Annotated in this window: 20 protein-coding genes; 8 read left to right on the top strand and 12 right to left on the bottom strand. The window is 71.6% G+C overall.

The annotated features are described in order from the left end of the window. The 5 genes from BKE38_RS20250 to BKE38_RS20230 all read left to right on the top strand — a co-directional run. Window positions 1-600, top strand: a 600-nt coding sequence (locus BKE38_RS20250) for an ABC transporter substrate-binding protein (protein ID WP_242662499.1), incomplete at its 5' end; no start/stop codon positions are given. Window positions 601-615: 15 nt separating this feature from the next. Next, complete coding sequence (locus tag BKE38_RS20245; protein ID WP_076959059.1) at window positions 616-1,563, top strand: ABC transporter permease; 948 nt, start codon at window positions 616-618, stop codon at window positions 1,561-1,563. Continuing rightward, window positions 1,560-2,495, top strand: a complete 936-nt coding sequence (locus BKE38_RS20240) for an ABC transporter permease (protein ID WP_083747714.1) — start codon at window positions 1,560-1,562, stop codon at window positions 2,493-2,495. The genes BKE38_RS20245 and BKE38_RS20240 overlap by 4 nt, the downstream gene beginning before the upstream one ends. A 99-nt stretch (window positions 2,496-2,594) precedes the next feature. Then, the gene (locus BKE38_RS30940; RefSeq protein ID WP_076959058.1) at window positions 2,595-3,158 is read left to right on the top strand and encodes a tetratricopeptide repeat protein; all 564 of its coding nucleotides are present in this window, start codon (window positions 2,595-2,597) and stop codon (window positions 3,156-3,158) included. Between the two features lie 142 nt (window positions 3,159-3,300). After that, the gene (locus BKE38_RS20230) at window positions 3,301-4,341 is read left to right on the top strand and encodes a patatin-like phospholipase family protein (protein ID WP_076959057.1); all 1,041 of its coding nucleotides are present in this window, start codon (window positions 3,301-3,303) and stop codon (window positions 4,339-4,341) included. 134 nt (window positions 4,342-4,475) lie between these two features. Here BKE38_RS20230 and pyk read toward each other — a convergent pair whose 3' ends face one another. From pyk to BKE38_RS20205, 5 genes are all read right to left on the bottom strand, one after another. Next, window positions 4,476-5,909, bottom strand: coding sequence for a pyruvate kinase (gene pyk, locus BKE38_RS20225; protein ID WP_076959056.1), 1,434 nt, complete (start codon window positions 5,907-5,909; stop codon window positions 4,476-4,478). Window positions 5,910-5,962: 53 nt separating this feature from the next. After that, on the bottom strand, window positions 5,963-7,261 hold the full coding sequence (locus BKE38_RS20220) for a glycerate kinase type-2 family protein (RefSeq protein ID WP_076959055.1): 1,299 nt from the start codon (window positions 7,259-7,261) through the stop codon (window positions 5,963-5,965). Window positions 7,262-7,364: 103 nt separating this feature from the next. Further along, window positions 7,365-8,282 (bottom strand): hypothetical protein, encoded by a 918-nt coding sequence (locus BKE38_RS20215; RefSeq protein WP_131829667.1) that lies wholly within the window; start codon window positions 8,280-8,282, stop codon window positions 7,365-7,367. 100 nt (window positions 8,283-8,382) lie between these two features. Further along, window positions 8,383-9,249 (bottom strand): hypothetical protein, encoded by an 867-nt coding sequence (locus BKE38_RS20210; protein WP_076959053.1) that lies wholly within the window; start codon window positions 9,247-9,249, stop codon window positions 8,383-8,385. Between the two features lie 131 nt (window positions 9,250-9,380). Further along, window positions 9,381-10,280, bottom strand: a complete 900-nt coding sequence (locus BKE38_RS20205) for a branched-chain amino acid aminotransferase (RefSeq protein ID WP_076959052.1) — start codon at window positions 10,278-10,280, stop codon at window positions 9,381-9,383. A gap of 115 nt (window positions 10,281-10,395) precedes the next feature. On the opposite strand from BKE38_RS20205, the gene BKE38_RS20200 reads away from it, so the two are divergent. The 3 genes from BKE38_RS20200 (at window position 10,396) to BKE38_RS20190 (ending at window position 13,138) form a co-directional block, all read left to right on the top strand. Beyond that, on the top strand, window positions 10,396-10,941 hold the full coding sequence (locus tag BKE38_RS20200; protein ID WP_076959061.1) for a MarR family winged helix-turn-helix transcriptional regulator: 546 nt from the start codon (window positions 10,396-10,398) through the stop codon (window positions 10,939-10,941). Beyond that, on the top strand, window positions 10,938-11,639 hold the full coding sequence (locus BKE38_RS20195; RefSeq protein ID WP_076959051.1) for a response regulator: 702 nt from the start codon (window positions 10,938-10,940) through the stop codon (window positions 11,637-11,639). Before BKE38_RS20200 ends, BKE38_RS20195 begins: the two co-directional genes overlap by 4 nt. A gap of 116 nt (window positions 11,640-11,755) precedes the next feature. Further along, window positions 11,756-13,138 carry an ATP-binding protein gene (locus BKE38_RS20190; protein ID WP_076959050.1) on the top strand — a complete coding sequence of 461 codons (1,383 nt, stop codon included), beginning with the start codon at window positions 11,756-11,758 and terminating at the stop codon, window positions 13,136-13,138. On the opposite strand, the gene BKE38_RS20185 is transcribed toward BKE38_RS20190, so the two are convergent. From BKE38_RS20185 to BKE38_RS20155, 7 genes are all read right to left on the bottom strand, one after another. Then, a complete protein-coding gene (locus tag BKE38_RS20185; RefSeq protein ID WP_076959049.1) occupies window positions 13,135-14,646 on the bottom strand; it encodes a glycosyltransferase family 61 protein in 1,512 nt (503 codons plus the stop codon). The genes BKE38_RS20190 and BKE38_RS20185 overlap by 4 nt on opposite strands. A 79-nt stretch (window positions 14,647-14,725) precedes the next feature. Then, window positions 14,726-15,703: a CDF family Co(II)/Ni(II) efflux transporter DmeF gene (gene dmeF, locus BKE38_RS20180; protein WP_076959048.1), complete on the bottom strand. Its 978-nt coding sequence runs from the start codon at window positions 15,701-15,703 to the stop codon at window positions 14,726-14,728. Window positions 15,704-15,714: 11 nt separating this feature from the next. Then, entirely contained in the window at window positions 15,715-15,990 is a 276-nt protein-coding gene (locus BKE38_RS20175) for a metal/formaldehyde-sensitive transcriptional repressor (protein ID WP_076959047.1), read from the bottom strand. A 133-nt stretch (window positions 15,991-16,123) separates the two neighbouring features. Beyond that, a complete protein-coding gene (locus BKE38_RS20170) occupies window positions 16,124-16,561 on the bottom strand; it encodes a phasin family protein (RefSeq protein WP_076959046.1) in 438 nt (145 codons plus the stop codon). A gap of 131 nt (window positions 16,562-16,692) precedes the next feature. Continuing rightward, window positions 16,693-17,355 carry a TetR family transcriptional regulator gene (locus tag BKE38_RS20165; RefSeq protein WP_076959045.1) on the bottom strand — a complete coding sequence of 221 codons (663 nt, stop codon included), beginning with the start codon at window positions 17,353-17,355 and terminating at the stop codon, window positions 16,693-16,695. A gap of 60 nt (window positions 17,356-17,415) precedes the next feature. Beyond that, window positions 17,416-18,231 (bottom strand): pyrroline-5-carboxylate reductase, encoded by an 816-nt coding sequence (proC, locus tag BKE38_RS20160; RefSeq protein WP_242662498.1) that lies wholly within the window; start codon window positions 18,229-18,231, stop codon window positions 17,416-17,418. A 2-nt stretch (window positions 18,232-18,233) separates the two neighbouring features. Further along, window positions 18,234-18,737: a type III secretion system chaperone family protein gene (locus BKE38_RS20155; protein ID WP_076959043.1), complete on the bottom strand. Its 504-nt coding sequence runs from the start codon at window positions 18,735-18,737 to the stop codon at window positions 18,234-18,236. Window positions 18,738-18,962 lie beyond the last annotated feature (225 nt).

Here is an 18,962-nt window from a genome sequence, read left to right as displayed (position 1 = left end):
TGGCTGATGGTGCCCACCGCCCAGCCCGTCCCGCCCGGCAGCCCCTTCCACGACCCCAATTTCAAGCCCGAGCCGCGCGACCTGGCCCGCGCCCAGGCGCTGCTGAAGCAGGCCGGCGTCGCCCTGCCGGTGGTGGTCGAGATGACCGTGCCCACCAACCCCGAGCTGCGCCAGGCGGCCGAGGTGATCCAGGCCATGGTCAAGGAGGCCGGCTTCGAGCTGCGCATCGCCAGCATGGAATTCGCCTCCTCGCTGCAGGCGGCGCAGCGCGGCGACTTCCAGACCTATCTCTCGGCCTGGTCCGGCCGGCCGGACCCCGACGGCAACACCTGGGCCTTCCTGCACAGCCGCGGCGCGCAGAATGACGGCAAGTCGGCCAATCCGGAGGTCGACCGCCTGCTCGACGCCGCGCGGGAGGAGACCGACGTGGCCAAGCGCCGCGCCCTCTATGCCCAGGTCTGGGCCATCGCGCTGCGGCAGGACCGGGTGCGCGCCTATCTCTGGCACCGCGAGATCATCATGGGCTACGCCGCTCGCGTGACCGATTTTTCGCTGCTGCCCGATGGCATCATCCGCCCCCAGGGCATCCGTCTGAACTGAGGGGCTGACAAGACAATGGGCATCTGGCTGCTGCGCCGGCTGGGGCAGATCATCCCCACCTTGCTGATCCTGTCGGTGCTGATCTTCGGCCTGCAGCAGCTGATGCCCGGCGACCCGGCGCTGATCCTGGCCGGCGAGGAGCGCGGCGACCCCCAGGTCCTGGCCGAGATCCGCGCAGAGCTGCTGCTCGACCGGCCGCTCTGGCAGCAATACCTGGCCTGGCTCGGCCGCGTGCTGACCGGCGATTTCGGCTTCTCCTGGCGGATCCGCATGCCGGTGGCGCAGCTGATCCTGGAGAAGCTGCCGGTCACCCTGCAACTTGCCCTCATGGCCTTCGTCATCGCCGTCCTGATCGGCGTGCCGCTCGGCATTGTTTCAGCTGTCTGGAAGGACCGTCCGGTCGACTGGGCTGCGAACGGCGCCGCGCTCGCCGGCATCTCCACGCCGAACTTCTGGCTCGGCATCATGCTGATCCTGCTGTTCAGCGTGCAGCTCGGCTGGCTGCCGCCCTCCGGCTACGTCTCGCTCTTCGAGGATCCCTGGCAGTCGCTGGCCACCACCATCATGCCCGCCTTCGTGCTGGGCAATTCGATCGCCGGCGTGCTGATGCGCCACACCCGCGCCGCCATGCTGACCGCGCTCAGCCAGGACTATGTCCGCACCGCGCGGGCAAAGGGCCTCACCGAGCGGATGGTCGTGGTCAAGCACGCGCTGCGCAACGCGCTGATCCCGGTGGTGACGCTCGGCACCATCGAGCTCGGCCGGCTGCTGGCTGGCGCCGTGCTGACCGAGCAGATCTTCACCATCCCGGGCTTCGGCAAGCTGATCGTCGACGCCGTCTTCAACCGCGACTATCCGGTGGTGCAGGGCGTGGTCATGGCCACCGCCTTGATCTTCGTGCTGCTCTCGCTGCTGGCCGACCTGCTCTACATGGCGATCAACCCGCGGCTGCGCGCGTCATGAGCTCGACGCTGGACAAGCTGCGCCAGGCCGCCGCACCCCCGCCTGCGCCGCCGCCACCGCCGAAGACCCCGCCCAGGCCGTCCCAGGACAGCCCCGGCCGCCGCGCCATCCGCCGCTTCGCCCGCCACCGCCTGGCCATGCTCGGCCTGGTCATCGTCACCCTCTTCGTCCTGGTGGCGATCCTGGCGCCGCTGATCGCGCCCTACGACCCGGTCGCCACCTCCTGGGCCCGCATCCGCAAGGCGCCGTCCTCCGCCTTCTGGTTCGGCACCGACGAGAACGGCCGCGACGTCCTCTCCCGCGTCATCTGGGGCGCGCGCGCCTCGCTGATGGCCGGCATCGTCTCGGTCGCCGCCGCCATCGGCCTCGGCGTGCCCTTCGGCCTCTGGGCGGGCCTGGCCGGCGGCTGGACCGACGCGGTGATCAGCCGGGTGGCCGACGCCATGCTCTCGGTGCCCTTCCTGATCCTGGCCATCGCGCTCGCCGCCTTCCTGGGCCCGGCGCTGGAGAACGCCATGCTGGCCATCGCCATCTCGGCGACGCCCATCTTCGTCCGCCTCGCCCGCGGCATGGCGCTCGAGGCGAAAGCGACCGACTGGGTCGAGGCCGCCCGCGCCCTCGGCAACCCGCCCTGGCGCACCGCGCTGCGCCACGTCCTGCCCAACATCGTCCCGCCGCTGCTGGTGCAGGGGACGCTGGCCATCGCCGAGGCGATCATCGCCGAGGCCTCGCTCTCCTTCCTCGGCCTGGGGCAGCAGCCGCCATCGCCCTCCTGGGGGTCCATGCTCAACGCGGCGCAGCGCTTCCTCACCCAGGCACCCTGGATGGCCATCTATCCGGGGCTCGCCATCTTCCTCGTGGTGCTGGCCTTCAACCTGGTGGGCGATGGATTGAGGGATGCGCTCGATCCACGGAGCGATAAGAACAAGTAAGGTTGGGGGAATGAATTCCCCCAAACCCCCATCTTTTTCTGACTCTCAGCAGCGCCGAATAAACTTGCGCAGCACGACCTCAGGGCCAAACTTCACCCCATGCGCGCAGCAGCCCTCGCCTTCCTCCTGCTCACCGCCGCCGCCCCGGCGCTGGGCCAGCCCGCGCCCACGGCCGAAGCCCGCCGCAGCGAGCTCAACCGCCTGCTCGACGCCCTGCCTTCCGCCCCCGACGCCACCGCCGCCTCGGCCCTCGAAGCCCGCATCCGCGGGCTCTGGGCCCAGGGCGCCTCGCCGGCGGTCATGCTCCTGCTGCGCCGCGGCGCCCGCAACATGGAAAGCGAAGCCCCGGCCGACGCGGTCGAGGACTTCGACGCCGCGCTCACCCTGCAGCCCGACCACGCCGAATCCTGGCTGCTCCGTGCCCAGGCCCAGGCCGCCACCGGCGACATGCAGGCCGCGCTCGCCGACCTGCGCCAGGTCCTGGTGCTGGAGCCGCGGCATTTCGGCGCGCTCGCCGTGCTCTCGGGCTTCCAGGAGCAGATGGGCGACAACCAGGGCGCGCTGCGCTCCATGCAGGAGGCGGTGACCATCAACCCCCGCCTCTCCGGCGGCGCCGAGCGGCTGAAGCGCCTGCACGCCAAGGTCCACGGCGAGGACGCCTGATCCGGCGGCTCGGCTTTGCTGCGCTGCAACCGCCGCCGCCGGCTCCGGTTGAGGGGGAAGAGGCCGGCCACCGCCGGTCCAGGAAACCCGCCATGACACAGCCCGTCTTCCGCTCCGCCGCCGCCCGCGCCGCAGCCTGAGCATGCAGGCGCTCGTGCTCTCGGGCGGCATTGCCCTCGGCGCCTTCGAGGCCGGGCTCTATGCCGCGCTGCAGGCGGAAGGGGGGATGGAGCCCGACTGGCTGCTCGGCGCCTCGGCCGGCGCGGTCACCGCCGCCATCATCGCCGGCAACCCGCCCGAGGCGCGGGTCGCCCGGCTGCGGCAATTCTGGCTGGGCCTGGCCGACGCGCCGCTGCCCGGGCTCGGCCCCTGGCGCGACTGGCTGCGCCAGGCGTCGGTGCTGCAGACCCTGGCGCTGGGCCGCGCCGGCCTCTTCGCGCCCTGGCCGATGCCGGCGGCGCTGATGGGCGCGGCGCCGGCGCTCTACGACCTGGCGCCGCTGCGCGCCCGGCTGCTCGAGCTGGTGGATTTCGACCGGCTGAACGGCGGCGCACCGCGCCTGACCGTCTCGGCCGTGGACCTGGAGAGCGGCGAGCGCCTCGCCTTCGACACCGGGCGCGGCGACCGCATCACGGTGGAGCATATCCTCGGCTCCTGCGCGCTGCTGCCGCTTTTCGCGCCGGTGGCGGTGCAGGGGCGGATGCTGGCCGATGGCGGGCTGGCCGCCAATGCGCCGCTCGACCTGGTGCTGGCGGAGGCGACGGCTCCCTCGCTGCTCTGCCTGGTGGCGGAGCTCTTCCCGCCGGCCGGGCAGATGCCGCGCTCGCTGAAGGAGGCGGTGGCCCGCGCCGGCGACCTGGCCTTCGGCAACCAGACCGAGCGGCTGATCGAAGGCCATGGCCGCGCCTTGCGGCTGGCCGCCGCGCTGCGCCGCCTCTCCGCCCAGCTGCCCGGCCAGGCGATGCCGCCCGGCGCCGCCGGCCCCGACCAGGCGACGCTGCTGCGCATCGGCTACCACCCGCCGCCGGAGGATGCCGGCCCGGGCAAGCTCTTCGACTTCACCGCCGACAGCCTGGCGCTGCGCTGGCAGGCCGGGGAGCGCGGGCTGCGCGCCGGCCTGGCCTGCCTCGCCGCGCCGCCGCCGGCCGACGAGGCCTTCGTCGTGCATCGTGTCGAGGCCTGAGCCGGCTTGCGGCGTCGTGACCCGGGCCGGTCTGCCGGCCGGGTCCGCCTGAGCTCGAAGGCCGCCATCGGCGGCCGGCCCTGACAGGAAGAGAAGGGGGTTGCAGGGGGAAGTCCTTCCCCCTGCCGCCTGCCTTACTTGATGGCGGCGACCCGCAGCGCGTTGGTCGTCCCCGGCGTGCCGAAGGGCACGCCGGCGGTCACGACGATCTCGTCGCCGGCCTGGGCGAAGCCTTCCGCCTGCGTCGCGCGGATCGCCTTGGCGACCATGTCGGTCATCGAATGCGGCTCGGCCGAGACCAGCGGGTGGACGCCCCAGACCACGGCCATGCGGCGGGCGGTGGCCTCGCTGCTGGTCAGGCCGACGATCGGCGAGGCCGGCCGCTCGCGCGCCACGCGCAGCGTGGTCGAGCCGGTGGAGGTGAAGGTGGCAATCGCCTCCGCCTCGATGGTCTCGGCCACCTGACGGGCGGCGGCGGCGATGGCGCCGGCGGAGTTCTTCTCCGGCGCCGGGCGGGCGGCGTCGGTGATCTGGCGCCAGCCGGTATCCTGCTCCACGCGGGACAGGATGCGGTCCATCATGTTGACCGCCTCGAAGGGGAACTGGCCCGCGGCCGATTCCGCGGACAGCATCACCGCGTCGGCCCCGTCGAAGACGGCGGTGGCGACGTCGGAGGCCTCGGCGCGGGTCGGCGCGGGGGCGGAGATCATGCTCTCCAGCATCTGGGTCGCAACCACCACCGGCAGGCCGCGGGCGCGGGCCTCGCGGACGATGCGCTTCTGGATCAGCGGCACCTCCTCCGGCGGGCATTCGACGCCGAGGTCGCCGCGGGCGACCATGACGCAGTCGGTCAGGTCGAGGATGCCTTCCAGGTTCTCGACCGCCTGCGGCTTCTCCATCTTCACCATGACCCAGGCGCGGCCATCGGCGATGGCCTTGGCCTCGGCCACGTCCTCCGGGCGCTGCACGAAGGACAGGCCGATATATTCGATGCCCAGCGGCAGCACGAAGTCGAGGTCGGCGCGGTCCTTCTCGGTCAGCGCCGGGATGGCCAGCGCGACGTCGGGGACGTTGACGCCCTTGCGGTCGGACAGCGCGCCGCCGACCAGGATCTCGGTCTCCAGGTGGTCGTCGCGCTTGTGCACCACGCGCAGGCGCAGCTTGCCGTCATCGAGCAGCAGGGTGGTGCCGATGCGCGCCGCCTCCATGATCTCCGGATGCGGCAGCTGGACGCGGCGGACATCGCCCGGGGTCGCCGACATGTCCAGGCGGAAGCGCTGGCCGGTCTGCAGCTGCACCCGCCCGCCCTGGAAGCGGCCGACGCGCAGCTTCGGGCCCTGCACATCGGCCAGGATGCCGATCGGGCGGCCGACCTTCTTCTCCAGCTCGCGGATCATCTGGATCCGCTGGGCGTGGTCCTCGTGGCTGCCATGGCTGAAGTTCAGGCGGAAGACGTCGGCGCCGCCGCGATACAGGCGCTCGATCACCTCCAGCGTCGAGCTGGCCGGCCCGAGGGTGGCCACGACTTTGGTGCGACGGCGGCGGCGGAGCGGAATACGGGGTGCCAAGGTTCGTTCCTTCAGTCTGCAGTGCAACCTGCCCCGAGAGGTGGGGCACAGCGTCAGGCGATCAATATCGCCCGGAAATCATTCACATTCGTCAGCGTCGGACCGGTCACGATGCAGTCACCCAGGCGATCGAACAAGCTCTGGCTGTCATGGCTGGCCAGCATGGCACGCGGGTCAAGCCCGAGCTGGCGCGCGCGGGCCAGGCTGTCGGGGGCGAGCAGGGCGCCGGCATTGGCCTCCGACCCGTCGATCCCGTCGGTGTCGCCCATCAGCGCCCAGATGTTTTCGGCCAGTTCCGGCGCGGTGGAGGCCGCCAGCGCCAGGCCCAGCAGGCATTCGGTGTTGCGACCGCCGCGGCCTGGCTTCTGCCCGGCGCGGATGGTGACCGTGGTCTCGCCGCCCGAGAGCAGCACGGCCGGACCCGCGACCGGCTGGCCATGCGCGCGCACGCTGCGGGCGATGCCGGCCAGCGCCGTGCCAAGGATCGAGGCCTCGCCCTCCAGCGCGTCGCCCAGCAGCAGCGGCGTCAGGCCGAGCCTGCGCGCCTCGGCGGCGGCGGCCTCGAGCGCCAGCTGCGGCGTCGCGATCATGCGGTATTCGGCGCGGGCCAGGCGCGGATCGCCGGGCTTCGGCGTCTCCTCGGCCGCGGCGTCCAGATGGGCGGCGACGGCGGGCGGCAAGGCGATGCCGTAATGCGCGACCAGCGCGCGGGCCTCGGCGAAGCTGGAGGGGTCGGGAACGGTGGGACCCGAGGCGATCACCGTGGGCTCGTCGCCGGGCACGTCGGAAATCGCCAGCGTCACGACGCGCGCCGGATGGGCCGCCGTCGCCAGCCGCCCGCCCTTGATCGCCGACAGATGGCGGCGGAGGCAGTTCATCTCCTGGATGGTGGCGCCGGAGGCCAGCAGGGCGCGGTTGACCGACTGCTTGTCGGCCAGCGTCAGCCCCGGCGCCGGCAGCGCCATCAGCGCCGAGCCACCGCCCGAGATCAGCGCCAGCACCAGGTCCTTCTCCGTCAGCCCCTGGACGGCGGCCAGCACGCGGGCGGCGGCGGCCTCCCCGGCGGCATCGGGGACGGGATGCGAGGCCTCGACCACCTCGATCCGCCGGGTGGGCACGGCATGGCCGTAGCGGGTGATGACCAGCCCGGACATGTCTTCCTGCGGCCAGGCGTCTTCCACCGCGGCGGCCATGACGGCGGCCGACTTGCCGGCGCCGACCACGACGATGCGCCCGCCCTCGGGCGGTTCCGGCAGGTGGCCGGCCAGGATGGCACGCGGATCGGCCGCCCGGATCGCCGTGTCGAACAGGCGCTTCAGCGCGGCGCGGGCGGTGTCGTCGGTCCAGGACATCGGGCGGCTTTTCCTCCGGGCTCATGCTCATTGTGGACCGCCGCACGCCGTGGCGGAACCCCGGGGGGAGGGGTGATCCGGACTGCAGGCCGGCGACAGATGGTCAGCCGTCGAGGCGGCCGTTGGCGGTCGCCGCATCCCGCAAGGCGGCATTGGCCTGGAGCAGCTCGGCCGCCCTGGCTTCGGACTGCTTGAGGGCGGCCTCCAGCCGCGCGGCGCGCAGCGTCAGCTGCTCCAACTCGATCCGGCTTTTCAGCAGGGCGGCGATCGTCGCCATCGTGTAGCCGACATGGGCGGGAAAGCGCACGCCATGGCGCGCGAACAGCGCATCCAGGTAGCTGCCCCGGGGCACGCCGAGCCGCTTGTCGATCTTCAGGCGGCGGAGGATCTCGTTCCAGAAGTGGATGCAGAAGGCGCCGCCGATCCTGTCGCGCAGATCGGCGGCTTGCTCCGGATCGAACAGCATGAGTGCGTCCTTCCAGCCGAAAGGATAGCAGGTCGCCGCCGGCGCCACGGCGCCGAGCAGGCCATGCTGTTTCAGGGTCGCGGTCAGCAGCTCGGGCCCGGTCTGGCCCCAGGCGGCCTTCGGCCCCAGGCGTCGCACGCCGTCGCGGCAGTCCCGCATGACGGCATGGCCGGCTTCGAAATGCAGGACCGCATTGTTGGCGCGATCGGGCGCCTCAAAAGCGGCGAAGAAGGGCTGCGCCGGGACCTGGGGCCGCAGGCAGCAGATATCGGTGTCGACCCACCAGTTGCCGCGCTGCAACAGCAGCTCGTAGCGGAACAGGTCGGCGAAGCAGGCGACGCTGCCTTTCTCCCAGCCATGCGCATGGACGAAGATATCGGTGGCCGGGAGAATATCGGCCGCATCCATCAGCTGCACGCCCTCCGGCACCGCCAGCTGCGGATCGTGGCTGTACAGGTGGAAGGCATGCCCGTGGTCGACGAAGGACTTGAGGCAGAGCCATTCATAGGGCGAGAGCGGCCCGCCATGCCAATAGCTCTGGAACAACTGCCGCAAGCGGAACTCTCCTGAGGCGGCGGGATGCCGGCAGGAAAGCCGGGCGACGAATGCCGGGCCTTAAGATAACAGCGGATGACGGGGAGGCAATTCGGCGCGCTCAGCCCGGCTGCGGGGCCCCTTCGGATTGGGATGGCTGTACGGCGGCTTCCAGCTCGGCGATGCGGCGCGCCTGTCGTTCCGTTGCCGCTAGCGCTTCCTCCAGCGCGCCGAGCTCGGCGAAGGAATAGCCGGGATGAGGCGGGAAGCTGACGCCATGGCGGGTGAAGAGCGTGTCGAGGTAGCAGCCCTTCGGCACGCCCAGCCGCTTGTCGATCTTCAGGCGCCGAATGATCTCGTTCCAGAAATGCACGCAGAAGGCGCTGCGCGCCCGCTCCTGCAGGCTGGCCGCCTGCGCCGGGTCGAACAGCGGCAGCACTTCCTGCCAGGTGAATGGATAGCAGCTGGCCGCCGGCGCGGCGGCTGCCAGCAGCCCGTGCTTGCGCAGCGTCGCGGTCAGCAGGCGTGGTCCGGTCTGGCCCCAGGTGACCTGGTGGCCGCGGCGGCGGGCGGCGTCCCGGCAATCCCGCATGACCGGATCGCCTGCCGCGAAATGGATGACCGCGCAATTGGCGCGCTCCGGCGCCTCGATGGCGAAGAAGCGCGGCTGCGCGGGGACCTCGGTGCTGGTGCAGCAGACATCGGTGTCGACCCACCAGCCGCCGCGTCGCAGCAGCAATTCGTAGCGGAACAGGTTGGCGAAGCTGGAAACGCTGCCTTTGCCAGGCCCGGTCTGGTAGACGAAGACCTCATCCGCCGGCGCGATTTCGGCGGCATCCATCAGCTGCACGCCCTGCGGCACCGACAGATGGGGGTCATGGCTGTAGAGATGATAGCCATGCCCATGGTCGATGAAGGATTTCAGGCAAAGCCATTCGTAGGGCGAGAGAGCGCCGCCATGCCAAAAGCTCTGGAAGATTTGCGGCAAGCCTGCATCTCCTGATCGGACCGTCCGGCCGGGTCCACGGCCTGGCGCCTTCATGGAGAGCCCGCCGGGATTCGTAAAGGCTGCGCGGTTCGGCGCCGGCGGCCCGGTGGGGGCGCCAACGCCACGCCCGCTCACCCCAGCCGCTGCGCCACCGTCGCAGGGTCCTGCATCACCAGGCTGGAATAATCATCCATCAGCGCCGTGGTGATCCGGCCCGGCGTGAAGGACAGATCGCCGATCGCCCGCACCGGCGTCACCTCGGCGGCGGTGCCGGTGACGAAGACCTCGCTCGCCCGGGCAATCTCTTCCGGCGCGATCAGCCGCTCGACCACCGGGATCTGCTGCTGCCTCGCCAGCGCCATCACCGTCTGCCGGGTGATGCCGTTCAAGAACCCGTCCGGCTCCGGCGTGTGCAGCGCGCCGTCCATGACGAAGAAGATATTGGCGCCCGTCGCCTCGGCCACCGCGCCGCGATGGTCCAGCATCAGCGCGTCGTCGAAGCCTTCCGCCTCGGCCTTGTGCTTGGACAGCGTGCCGATCGTGTAGAGGCTGCCCGCCTTGGCCGCCGTCGGCGCGCTCTGCGGCGAGGGCCGGCGCCATTCGGCATGGCCCAGGCGGATGCCCTTCATCCGGGCTTCCCCGAACAGGTTCGGCCAGGCCCAGCAGGCGATGGCCAGATGTGTCCTGGTGTTCTGCGCCGAGACCGCCAGCATCTCCGTCCCGCGCCAGGCCAGCGGGCGCAGATAGGCATCCGTCAGCCCGTTCGCCGCCATCACCGCCAGGCAGGCGGCGTCGATCTCCTCGGCGTTCCAGGGCATCGCCATCCCCAGGATCGTCGCCGAGGCGATCAGCCGCTCGGTATGGGCGCGCAGGCGGAAGATATTTCCGCCATAGGCCCGTTCGCCCTCGAAGACGCTGCTGGCATAATGCAGCCCGTGGGTCAGGACGTGCAGCTTCGCCTCCCGCCAGGGAAGCATCTGCCCGTCCATCCAGATCCAGCCGTCGCGGTCGTCGAAAGGAGCCAGCGCCATCTGTGTCATCCTTGAAAGGGGTTCCACGAAATTTTATTTCGTGGGATAGCCAGACCGTAAAACTTTCAACGAAGAAACGTCAATGACGCTGACCCAAAAGGGAAGCATGCCAGCCATGTCCGAAGCCCCGGAGTCCAAGCCCCTCGGCGCCGGCCGCCAGCTCCTCTTCCTGCGCGAGGAGGAATTGCGGCTCGCCCAGGACCTGCTGTTCTTCGGCTATCGCGACTTCACCGCCGGCCCGGATGCCATCCTGGCCGAGCTCGGCATGGGCCGCGCCCACCACCGGGTGCTGCATTTCGTCGGGCGCCGGCCGGGGATCACGGTGGGCGACCTGCTTTCCATCCTCGGCATCACCAAGCAGTCGCTCGGCCGGGTGCTGACGCCGCTGGTCGAGGACGGCTATGTCACCCAGGCGCCCGGCCGCAACGACCGCCGCCAGCGCCTGCTGTCGCTGACCGAGAAGGGGGAGGCCATGGAGCGCCGGTTGTTCGAGCGGCAGCGCGAATGGGTGATGCGGGCCTATCGCGAGGCCGGCCCCGTCGCCGTGGAGGGTTTCCGGCGTGTCATGCTCGGCCTGATGGGGCCCGAGGCGCGCGCCCAGCTCGACCGCGCCCAGCCGGCCGCGGCCCCCGGCGCGCCCAAGCCGCGGAGCGCCGCATGACCGGCGGCGAGCCGCATCTGCTGGTCGTCGACGACGATGCCCGGCTGCGCAACCTGCTGCAGCGGTTTCTGTCGGAGCAGGGCTTCCGCGTCACCGCGGCGGCCGATGCCGTCGCCGCACGCCAGGCGCTGAACAGCATGGCCTTCGACCTGCTGGTGCTCGACGTCATGATGCCGGGTGAATCCGGCCTCGACCTGACCGAGGGCCTGCGCCGCGAGGGCCAGGACGTGCCCATCCTGATGCTGACCGCCGCCGGGGCGCCGGACGACCGCATCGCCGGCTTCGAGCGCGGCGCCGACGACTATCTGGCCAAGCCCTTCGACCCGCGCGAGCTGGCCTTGCGCATCCGCACCATCCTGAAGCGCAGCACGCCGGCGCTGCCGGCCAGCCTGCCGCTCGCCCCCGTTCAGCTCGGCCCGCATTGGTACGACCCCGAGCGCGGCGAGCTGCGCGGCCAGGACGGCACCCATCGGCTCACCGGGGGCGAGGCGGCGCTGCTCTCCGCGCTGGCCCGCCGCGCCGGCGAGGTGCTGACCCGCGAGGAGATTGCCGCCGCCCTCGGCACGCCCGAGGCCGGCGAGCGCGCGGTCGACGTCCAGGTCACCCGCCTGCGCCGCAAGATCGAGCCGGATCCACGGGAGCCGCGCTTTCTGCAGACCGTCAGGCACCGGGGCTACGTTCTCAAGCCAGGGACTTGAGGCTGGGGGAATGAATTCCCCCCGCAAACGTACACGTTTGCGCCCATCTTTTTTCTGTCATTTCGGCCGCTGAACCCGCAGCGCCACATGACCAGCCAAGGCAACGCGGCACGCGCATGAAACCGACCCCACAGCCTCTGCGTCCGGTGCTCCGCTTCCTCGCGGCCCCCTTCCGCTGGCTGCTGCCGCGCGGATTGCTCGGGCGCGCGCTGCTCATCATCCTGCTGCCGCTGCTCATCCTCCAGGGCGTCGCCCTGCAGCTCTTCTACGGCGGCCATCTCGACGTCATCTCGCGCCGCCTTGCCGGCGGCGTCGCCGGCGACGTCGGCATGGTCACCGAGCTGCTGACCCGCCACCCGACCGAGCACGAACGCGACTGGATCTTCCGCGAGGCGGCCTGGCGGCTGGACCTGTCGCTGGCCTTCGAGCCTGGCGCCACCATGGGCATGCCCGGCCAGCGCTCCAGCTGGATGCCGATCCTGCCGCTGGAGGACGACCTGTCCCATGCGCTGCGCGAGCGCGTCGGCCTGCCCTTCGACACCGACTGGCAGTCCGACCCGCGCAGCGTCATCATCCGCGTGCAGACCCCCGACGGCGTGCTGCATGTCGAGGCGCCGCGGAAACGGTTGTTCTTCGGCACGCTCTATCTGTTCGTCATCTGGCTGGTCGGCACCTCGCTGCTGCTGTTCATCGTCGCGGCGCTCTTCATGAAGAACCAGGTGCGCGCCATCCGGCGGCTGGCCAGCGCGGCGGAAGCCTTCGGCCTGGGCCGCGAGCTCGGCCCGATCAAGCCGGAGGGTGCGGCCGAGGTGCGCCAGGCGGCGGCCGCCTTCAACCAGATGCAGAACCGGATCCGCCGCTTCATCAACCAGCGCACCGAGATGCTGGCCGGCATCAGCCACGACCTGCGCACGCCCTTGACCCGCCTGCGCCTCGGCCTCGCCATGCTGCCCGCCGGCGCCGAGCAGGACGCCGCCGAGATGACCGAGGACGTCGCCGAGATGGAGCGCATGATCGCGACCTATCTCGCCTTCGCCCGTGGCGAAGGGATGGAGCAGAGCCAGCCCTCCGACCTGGTCGAGCTGGTGATGGACATGGCCCGCCGCACCCGCCGCGACGGTGCCGAGGTCAGCGTCGAGGCCCCCGACAGCCTGGTGCTGCCGCTGCGGGTCGACGCCCTGCGCCGCTGCCTGGGCAATATCCTGGACAATGCCCGCCGCCATGCCCGCCGCATCGCGGTCGGCCTGACCGAAAGCCCGCGCAGCGAGCCCGGCCGCCCGGCCGGCCGCTGGGTCCATATCACCATCGACGATGACGGTCCCGGCATCCCCGGCGCCTCGCGCGAAGAGGCCTTCAAGCCTTTCACTAGCTTCTCGGCCGGCGGGACCGGGCTGGGCCTGGCCATCGCCCGGGACATCGCCCGGGCGCATGGCGGGGATATCGCGCTGGAGGCGAGCCCGCTGGGGGGGCTCAGGGCCCATATCCGGCTGCCCGCCTAGGCGGCCTGCTGCCTCCGCAGCGCTTCCGCTGCCATCCGCTCGGCGGCCTCGGCGACGGCGCCGACATCGACCGACCAGGCCTGGGTCGCGGCGTTCGGCCGCACCAGGTACTGGGCATGGCGATGCCCGCGAAGCGCGGAAATCCGCGCGAAGCAGTGCCGCAATGGGATGGCGCTGGACAGCACCGGCATCAGTTCCAGCACCGCGATGCCGCGCCGCTGCCCCAGCAGATGCGCCAGCCCCGCGCCATGCGGTGCGACCACCAGCGCGGCGTCCTGCACCAGCCCGATCTGCTGCGGCAAGCTGAGGCCGGAGAAGGGGACGCAGTGGAAGCCGGCACGGGCCAGCCGCGCTTCCAGCGCCGCTTCATTGCCCATCGCGCGTTTCGGCGCGTCGCGGCGCGACAGGTAGAGCAGCTTGTGCCCGCCTGGTGCCGCCTGCGCCGCCAGCCGCTCGAATCCCGCCTGGTAGGCGCCCCAATGCACCAGCCCCGCGGTCTCGCGGCTGGCGGCATAGAGCCGGCCGACCCGCACCGCGTCGCCCACCGCGATGGTCTCCGGCGCCGCGCCGCGCAGCAGCCCGAGCAGCGCCGCCTGGTAGTCCGGCGCGCGGTCGCCCAGCAGATAGGGCAGGCCACGCGCCCCGCACTGCAGCGTCCAGAACAGCGAGGGCATCCATTCGGCGAACCAGTGGAAGAACCCCGAGGCCTCCAGCGCATTGACCGCTTCCGGCACGAAGCGGGCCTTCGCCTCGGCGGCGCGGCAGGCGGGATCGAGCAGCCGGCCGCCGCCATCCAGCATTGTGCCGTCGGCGCGCCAGATCTGGCCGCGGCGGTTGACGAAGACGTCCTCGTAGAGCCGCACCCGCGGCCGGCGCGCCCGGCCCATCCGCTCGGCGAAGGCGGCGTCCTGGCCGCGGATATCGGCGAGGTCGGCGGCCGGAACGGCCTCGGGGTTCAGGATCCCGAGCGGCGTCGCCGGATGCCGCGGCAGCGCCGGCGCCGGGAAGGCGAAGGGCGCCTCGGGTGGCGGGGTGGCGGGTTTCTGCTCGCCCAGCAGCACCCGGCGCAGCACCGGCAGGCAGGCCTGCAGGGCCGGCGACTGCCGCGGCCCGCCGATCACCTTCAGAGCCATCAGGCATTTGCCCGCCAGCGCCGGGGTCTGCATCAGCGCCGGATCGGCCAGCAGCACGGCGAGCCCCGCCGCCGCCCGGTCGCCGATCGCCAGCCGCCGTGCCAGCTCGATGCGGGTCTCGGGCGGAAGGGCGGGGCTGAGCCCCGCGGCGATGGCGGCCTGCAAGGCGGGCTCCGAGCCGGTCTCCAGCGCCGCGGTGACAAGATGGAGCCAGGTGCGCGGACGGACCGTCTCCGGCGCCAGGCTGGGCAGGGCCGCCATGACCCGCACCACCAGCTTCGGCCAGTCGCCGCGGCGGGCCAGCATGCCGGCGGCGATCTCCAGCGCCAGGGCAGGGTCGCGCGGCGCGGGCGGGGTCGGCGGGTCGGACGGCATGCAGGCCCCTGGGCTGGTCTGCCGTCCATCATGGCCGCCGCTTCACCGTTCAGCAATCAGAGGCGGGTTCGCGGCGGCCTTACCCGGCGGCCATCGGCCGGTGCTCGATGGTCAGATGAACCACCTCGTGCACCGGCTTCAGCCGGGCGCGGATGGTCTCGGCATCGGCCGGGCCGGTGACGCTGACGATGGCGGCATGCGCCTCCGGCCCCAGGCGCCAGACATGCAGGTCGGTGATGCGGGTGTCGCCCGCGGCCTCGGCAAGCGCGCGGATCTCGGTCTCCAGCGCCGGGTCGCTGGCGTCGAGCAGCACGGAAGCGGTGTCGCGCATCAGCCCCCAGGACCAGCGGGCGATGACCAGCGCGCCGACGATGCCCATCATCGGGTCCAGCCAGATCCAGTCGAGATAACGCCCGGCCAGCAGCGCGGCGATCGCCAGCACCGAGGTCAGCGCATCCGCCAGCACATGCAGATAGGCCGAGCGCAGGTTGTTGTCCTGCCCGCCGCCGCCATGGTGGTGCCCATGGTGATGCTCATGCCCATGATGATGCTCATGCCCATGGTGGTGGTCATGGCCATGGCCGTGATGGTGGTGATGCCCGCCGCCGGCCAGCAGCAGGGCGCTGACCAGGTTGACGGCCAGGCCGATGACGGCAACCAGGATGGCCTGGCCGAAGGCGACCTGCTGCGGCGCCAGCAGCCGGCCGAAGGATTCCACCGCGATCCCCAGCGCCACCACGCCCAGCACCAGCGCCGAGGCGAAGCCGGCCAGGTCGCCGACCTTGCCGGTGCCGAAGCTGAAGCGGCGGTCGCGCGCATGGCGGCGGGCGAAGGCATAGGCGCCGGCGGCGACCGCCAAAGCGCCCGCATGGGTCGCCATGTGGAAGCCGTCGGCCAGCAGCGCCATCGAGCCGAAGACCTGTCCGGCGATGATCTCGGCCACCATCATCACCGCGGTCAGCGCCACCACCCAGAGGGTGCGCCGCGCATTGGCGTCATGCGCCTGACCCAGGAAGACATGCTCATGCGCCAAGGGGTGCGGTGCGGGCTCGGACATGGCGGTTCCCCTCAGGGCGCGTAGCGGCGGATGACGGCGATCAGTTCTTCCGCCCCCTCGGCGCGCTCGGCGTCCGACAGGCCGGGATGCGCCACATGCTCCTGCAGGTGCTCGGCGATGATCTCCTGCAGCAGACCGTCGACGGCGCCGCGCACCGCGGCCAGGCGCTGCAGCGTGACGGCGCAGTCGGCCTCCTCCTCCAGCGCGCGCTCGACGGCGGCGACCTGGCCGGCGATGCGGCGGATGCGGTTGATCAGCGGCTGCTTGCGGGCGGCGAGATGGCTCATACCATACCCCCCTATAGTATTTTGCCGGGCGAGGGAAGCCGCGTGCGGCGCCCCGGGCGACACCCTGAACGCGCATGAAAAAAGGGCCGGAGGCTTCCGCCCCCGGCCCTTCGGCACGAAGCTGAAAGAAAAATCAGGCGCCCGGCTTGTTCACCAGGCCCTTCACCTCGTCCATCGCCTCGGCGAAGCGCTTGTTCAGCAGCGACAGCGCCTCGGCATTCGACTTCTGGATGAGCTCGGCGATCTCCTGCATGTTGGAGACGGCGCGGCCATAGGTGGCCTTCAGCATCTCCGCCTGCTTGGCCGCCTTCTCCTGCGGGGTGGACTCGGCCGAGACGCCCTGCAGCGCCGAGGTCATCTCGGTCATCGACTGCTGCAGGATCTCCATGTGGCGGCGCGCCACGGCCTGGGCGCCTTCCAGCGCGACCTTGTTGGCCGCCGACAGCGCCTCGAAGTTGCGGCGCTGCGCCGCCGCCAGGCTGTTCATGTCCGGCAGCATGGTCGGCAGGCGGAAATCCGAAAGCATCTTCATGATGTCCATCTCCGGCGTGGGCTTGGGCGCATCCGACATGGGCATCCTCCCGCTTGTTATGGCCAGGGGCAGCTTAGCCCCGGGGTGGTGGTAACCGGAAGCGCTTAGGCCGCGGCCCCGGATGATGTTTCCTTTGCGGGACGAAGTCGCGACCCCCGGGCGAGGTTGCGTCAGTCGATCGGATCGGGCGAGGCCGGGGCGCTGGATGGCGGCGGCGCGGCGGGCGTCTCACCCGACGGCTGGTCGCCGTCGCGGTCCAGCTTCAGCCAGCGCGCGGCGCGCTCGGCCTTGTCCAACGCCTTGTCGAGCGCTGCCATGGTCTGGCCGAGATCCACGCTGTCATCCTGCTCCCAGGCGCGCAGCGTGGCGATCCAGGCGGCGCCCAGCCCCTGCACCCGCAGCGTGCCCAGCAGCCCGCAGCTTTCGATCCGCGCCGCCTCCAGCATCCAGGCCATCGAGGCGCCCAGCACCGGCGCCAGCGCCAGGCCCAGCAGCGGGTCGTGCCGCAACTCGCGGCCGAAGCGCACCAGCCCGGCGCGGTGCGGCTGCAGCGCGTCGATCCGGCGCATCAGCGTGTCGAACAGCCGGTCGCGCGGGCTGCCGCCCGGGTTCAGCCCGGCATCGGCCAGCACCGCCTGGTCGACCAGCCGCGCATGCCGGCACAGCAGGGAGAACTTGGTCGGCACCGCGCCGCGCAGCGTCGGCAGGTCGATGCCCGCCCGCTCGGCCAGGGCCGGCAGGGTGGTGGACTGCCAGCCGCGCTCGGCCACCAGGGACCAGAGCGCGTCCATCAGCGCGGCGTCGTCGGGAAGGGGGGCGAAGCTGTCGGTCATGGCAGGAAAGAGTGGGGTCCGGCGAGAGGTTGCACCAGGGGGATGGAACCCCCTGGAAAGTCAGCCGGCCAGCTCGCGCGAGCGGTCGGTGGCGGCGCCGATCGCCTGCGACATCAGCTTCGGCCAGGCCTCGGGCGCCATCAGCACGGCGAGCGCCCGCTCGGTGGTGCCCTTCGGGCTGGTCACGTTGATGCGCAGCTGCGCGGCGTCCAGCTCGCTGGCGGCCAGCAGCGCGCCGGAGCCGGCGACGGTCTTGCGCGCCATTTGCCGGGCGAGCGCGGGCGGCAGCCCCTGCTCGATGGCCGCCTTCTCCAGCACCTCGGCGAGCAGGAAGACATAGGCCGGCCCGCCGCCGGAGACGGCGGTCACCGGGTCGATGTGCTTTTCCTCGTCGACCCAGGCGACCTCGCCGATGGCGCCCAGCAGCCGGTCAGTGAGAGATTTCTGGTCGTCGGAGACGCCCGGCCCGCCGAAGCAACACGTAAAACCCTGGCGCACGGCGGCGGGGGTGTTGGGCATGGCGCGCACCAGCCGGGCCTGGCCGCCCAGCAGCGCCGTCATGCCGGCCACCGTCTTGCCGGCCATGATCGAGATGAACAGCGCACCCGCCTGCGCCATGCCGGACAGCGCCGGCAGGGCGTCGGCCGCCTGCTGCGGCTTGGTTGCCAGCACCACGGCGCCCGGCGCGAAGCCGGCCGGGATGTCTCCGACGGTCGCGCAGAGGGTCACGCGGCCGGCGAAGGCCGTGACGGCCGCGGCCACCGGCTCGACCACCACCACCTCGCGGGCGCCCTGCTCCAGCCAGCCTTCCAGCATGGCGCCGCCCATCTTGCCGCAACCAATGAGCAGGAGAGGGGGCAGCGTGTCAGCGGCCACGCTCACGCCTCGCCCGCGCAGTCGAGCATGGCGGCGGCCAGCGCCTCGGCCGGCGGCTTGCCGCCCCAGAGCACGAACTGGAAGGCCGGGAAGAACCGCTCGCATTCGGTGATGGCGATGTCCACCATGTCCTCCAGGCTCTCGGCGCTGGCGCCGGGCGCCCCGCGCAGCAGCACCGCATGCCGGTAGACGGGGGCGCCGTCCTCGGCCTCGATGCCGAAATGGCCGATCCACAGCTTCTCGTTGGCCAGGGCCAGCAGCTCGTAGAGCGGGCCGCGGCGGTTGGCCGGCACCTTCAGGTCGAAGGCGCAGGTGAAATGCATGGCGCTGATCTCCTGCGACCAGGAGAAGAACAGGCCGTAGTCGCACCACTTCCCCGGGGCCTCCACCGCCATCTCCCCGTCGGAGCGGCGTTCGAAGACCCATTCGTTGGCAGCAACGATCTGCTCCACCACATCGAGCGGATTGCCGGAACGGTCGCGGTCAACGGTTTGCAAGCCGGACATCGCGGCGCCTCCTTCCCGTTCGGGGGGCCGGGCCACCCAGATCTTGGGTGAAGCCGGGGCCCGCACCACTATGGTTTGCATATCGCGGCGGCAAATCGCGCCGCAAGGGGCAAGCCGCGAGTCCGCCGGACCTCTGTCATTTTTCATCGCGCCGCAGCAATCCGCTGGCCCGGCCGCGCAGGGCAGCCCTGCTCCAGGGCCGGGGGCGGGGCCGATGTTCAAGGG

The organism is Teichococcus deserti, assembly GCF_001982615.1.
GTDB classification, from domain to species: domain Bacteria; phylum Pseudomonadota; class Alphaproteobacteria; order Acetobacterales; family Acetobacteraceae; genus Pseudoroseomonas; species Pseudoroseomonas deserti.
This window is presented reverse-complemented; position numbering and strand designations above follow the sequence as displayed.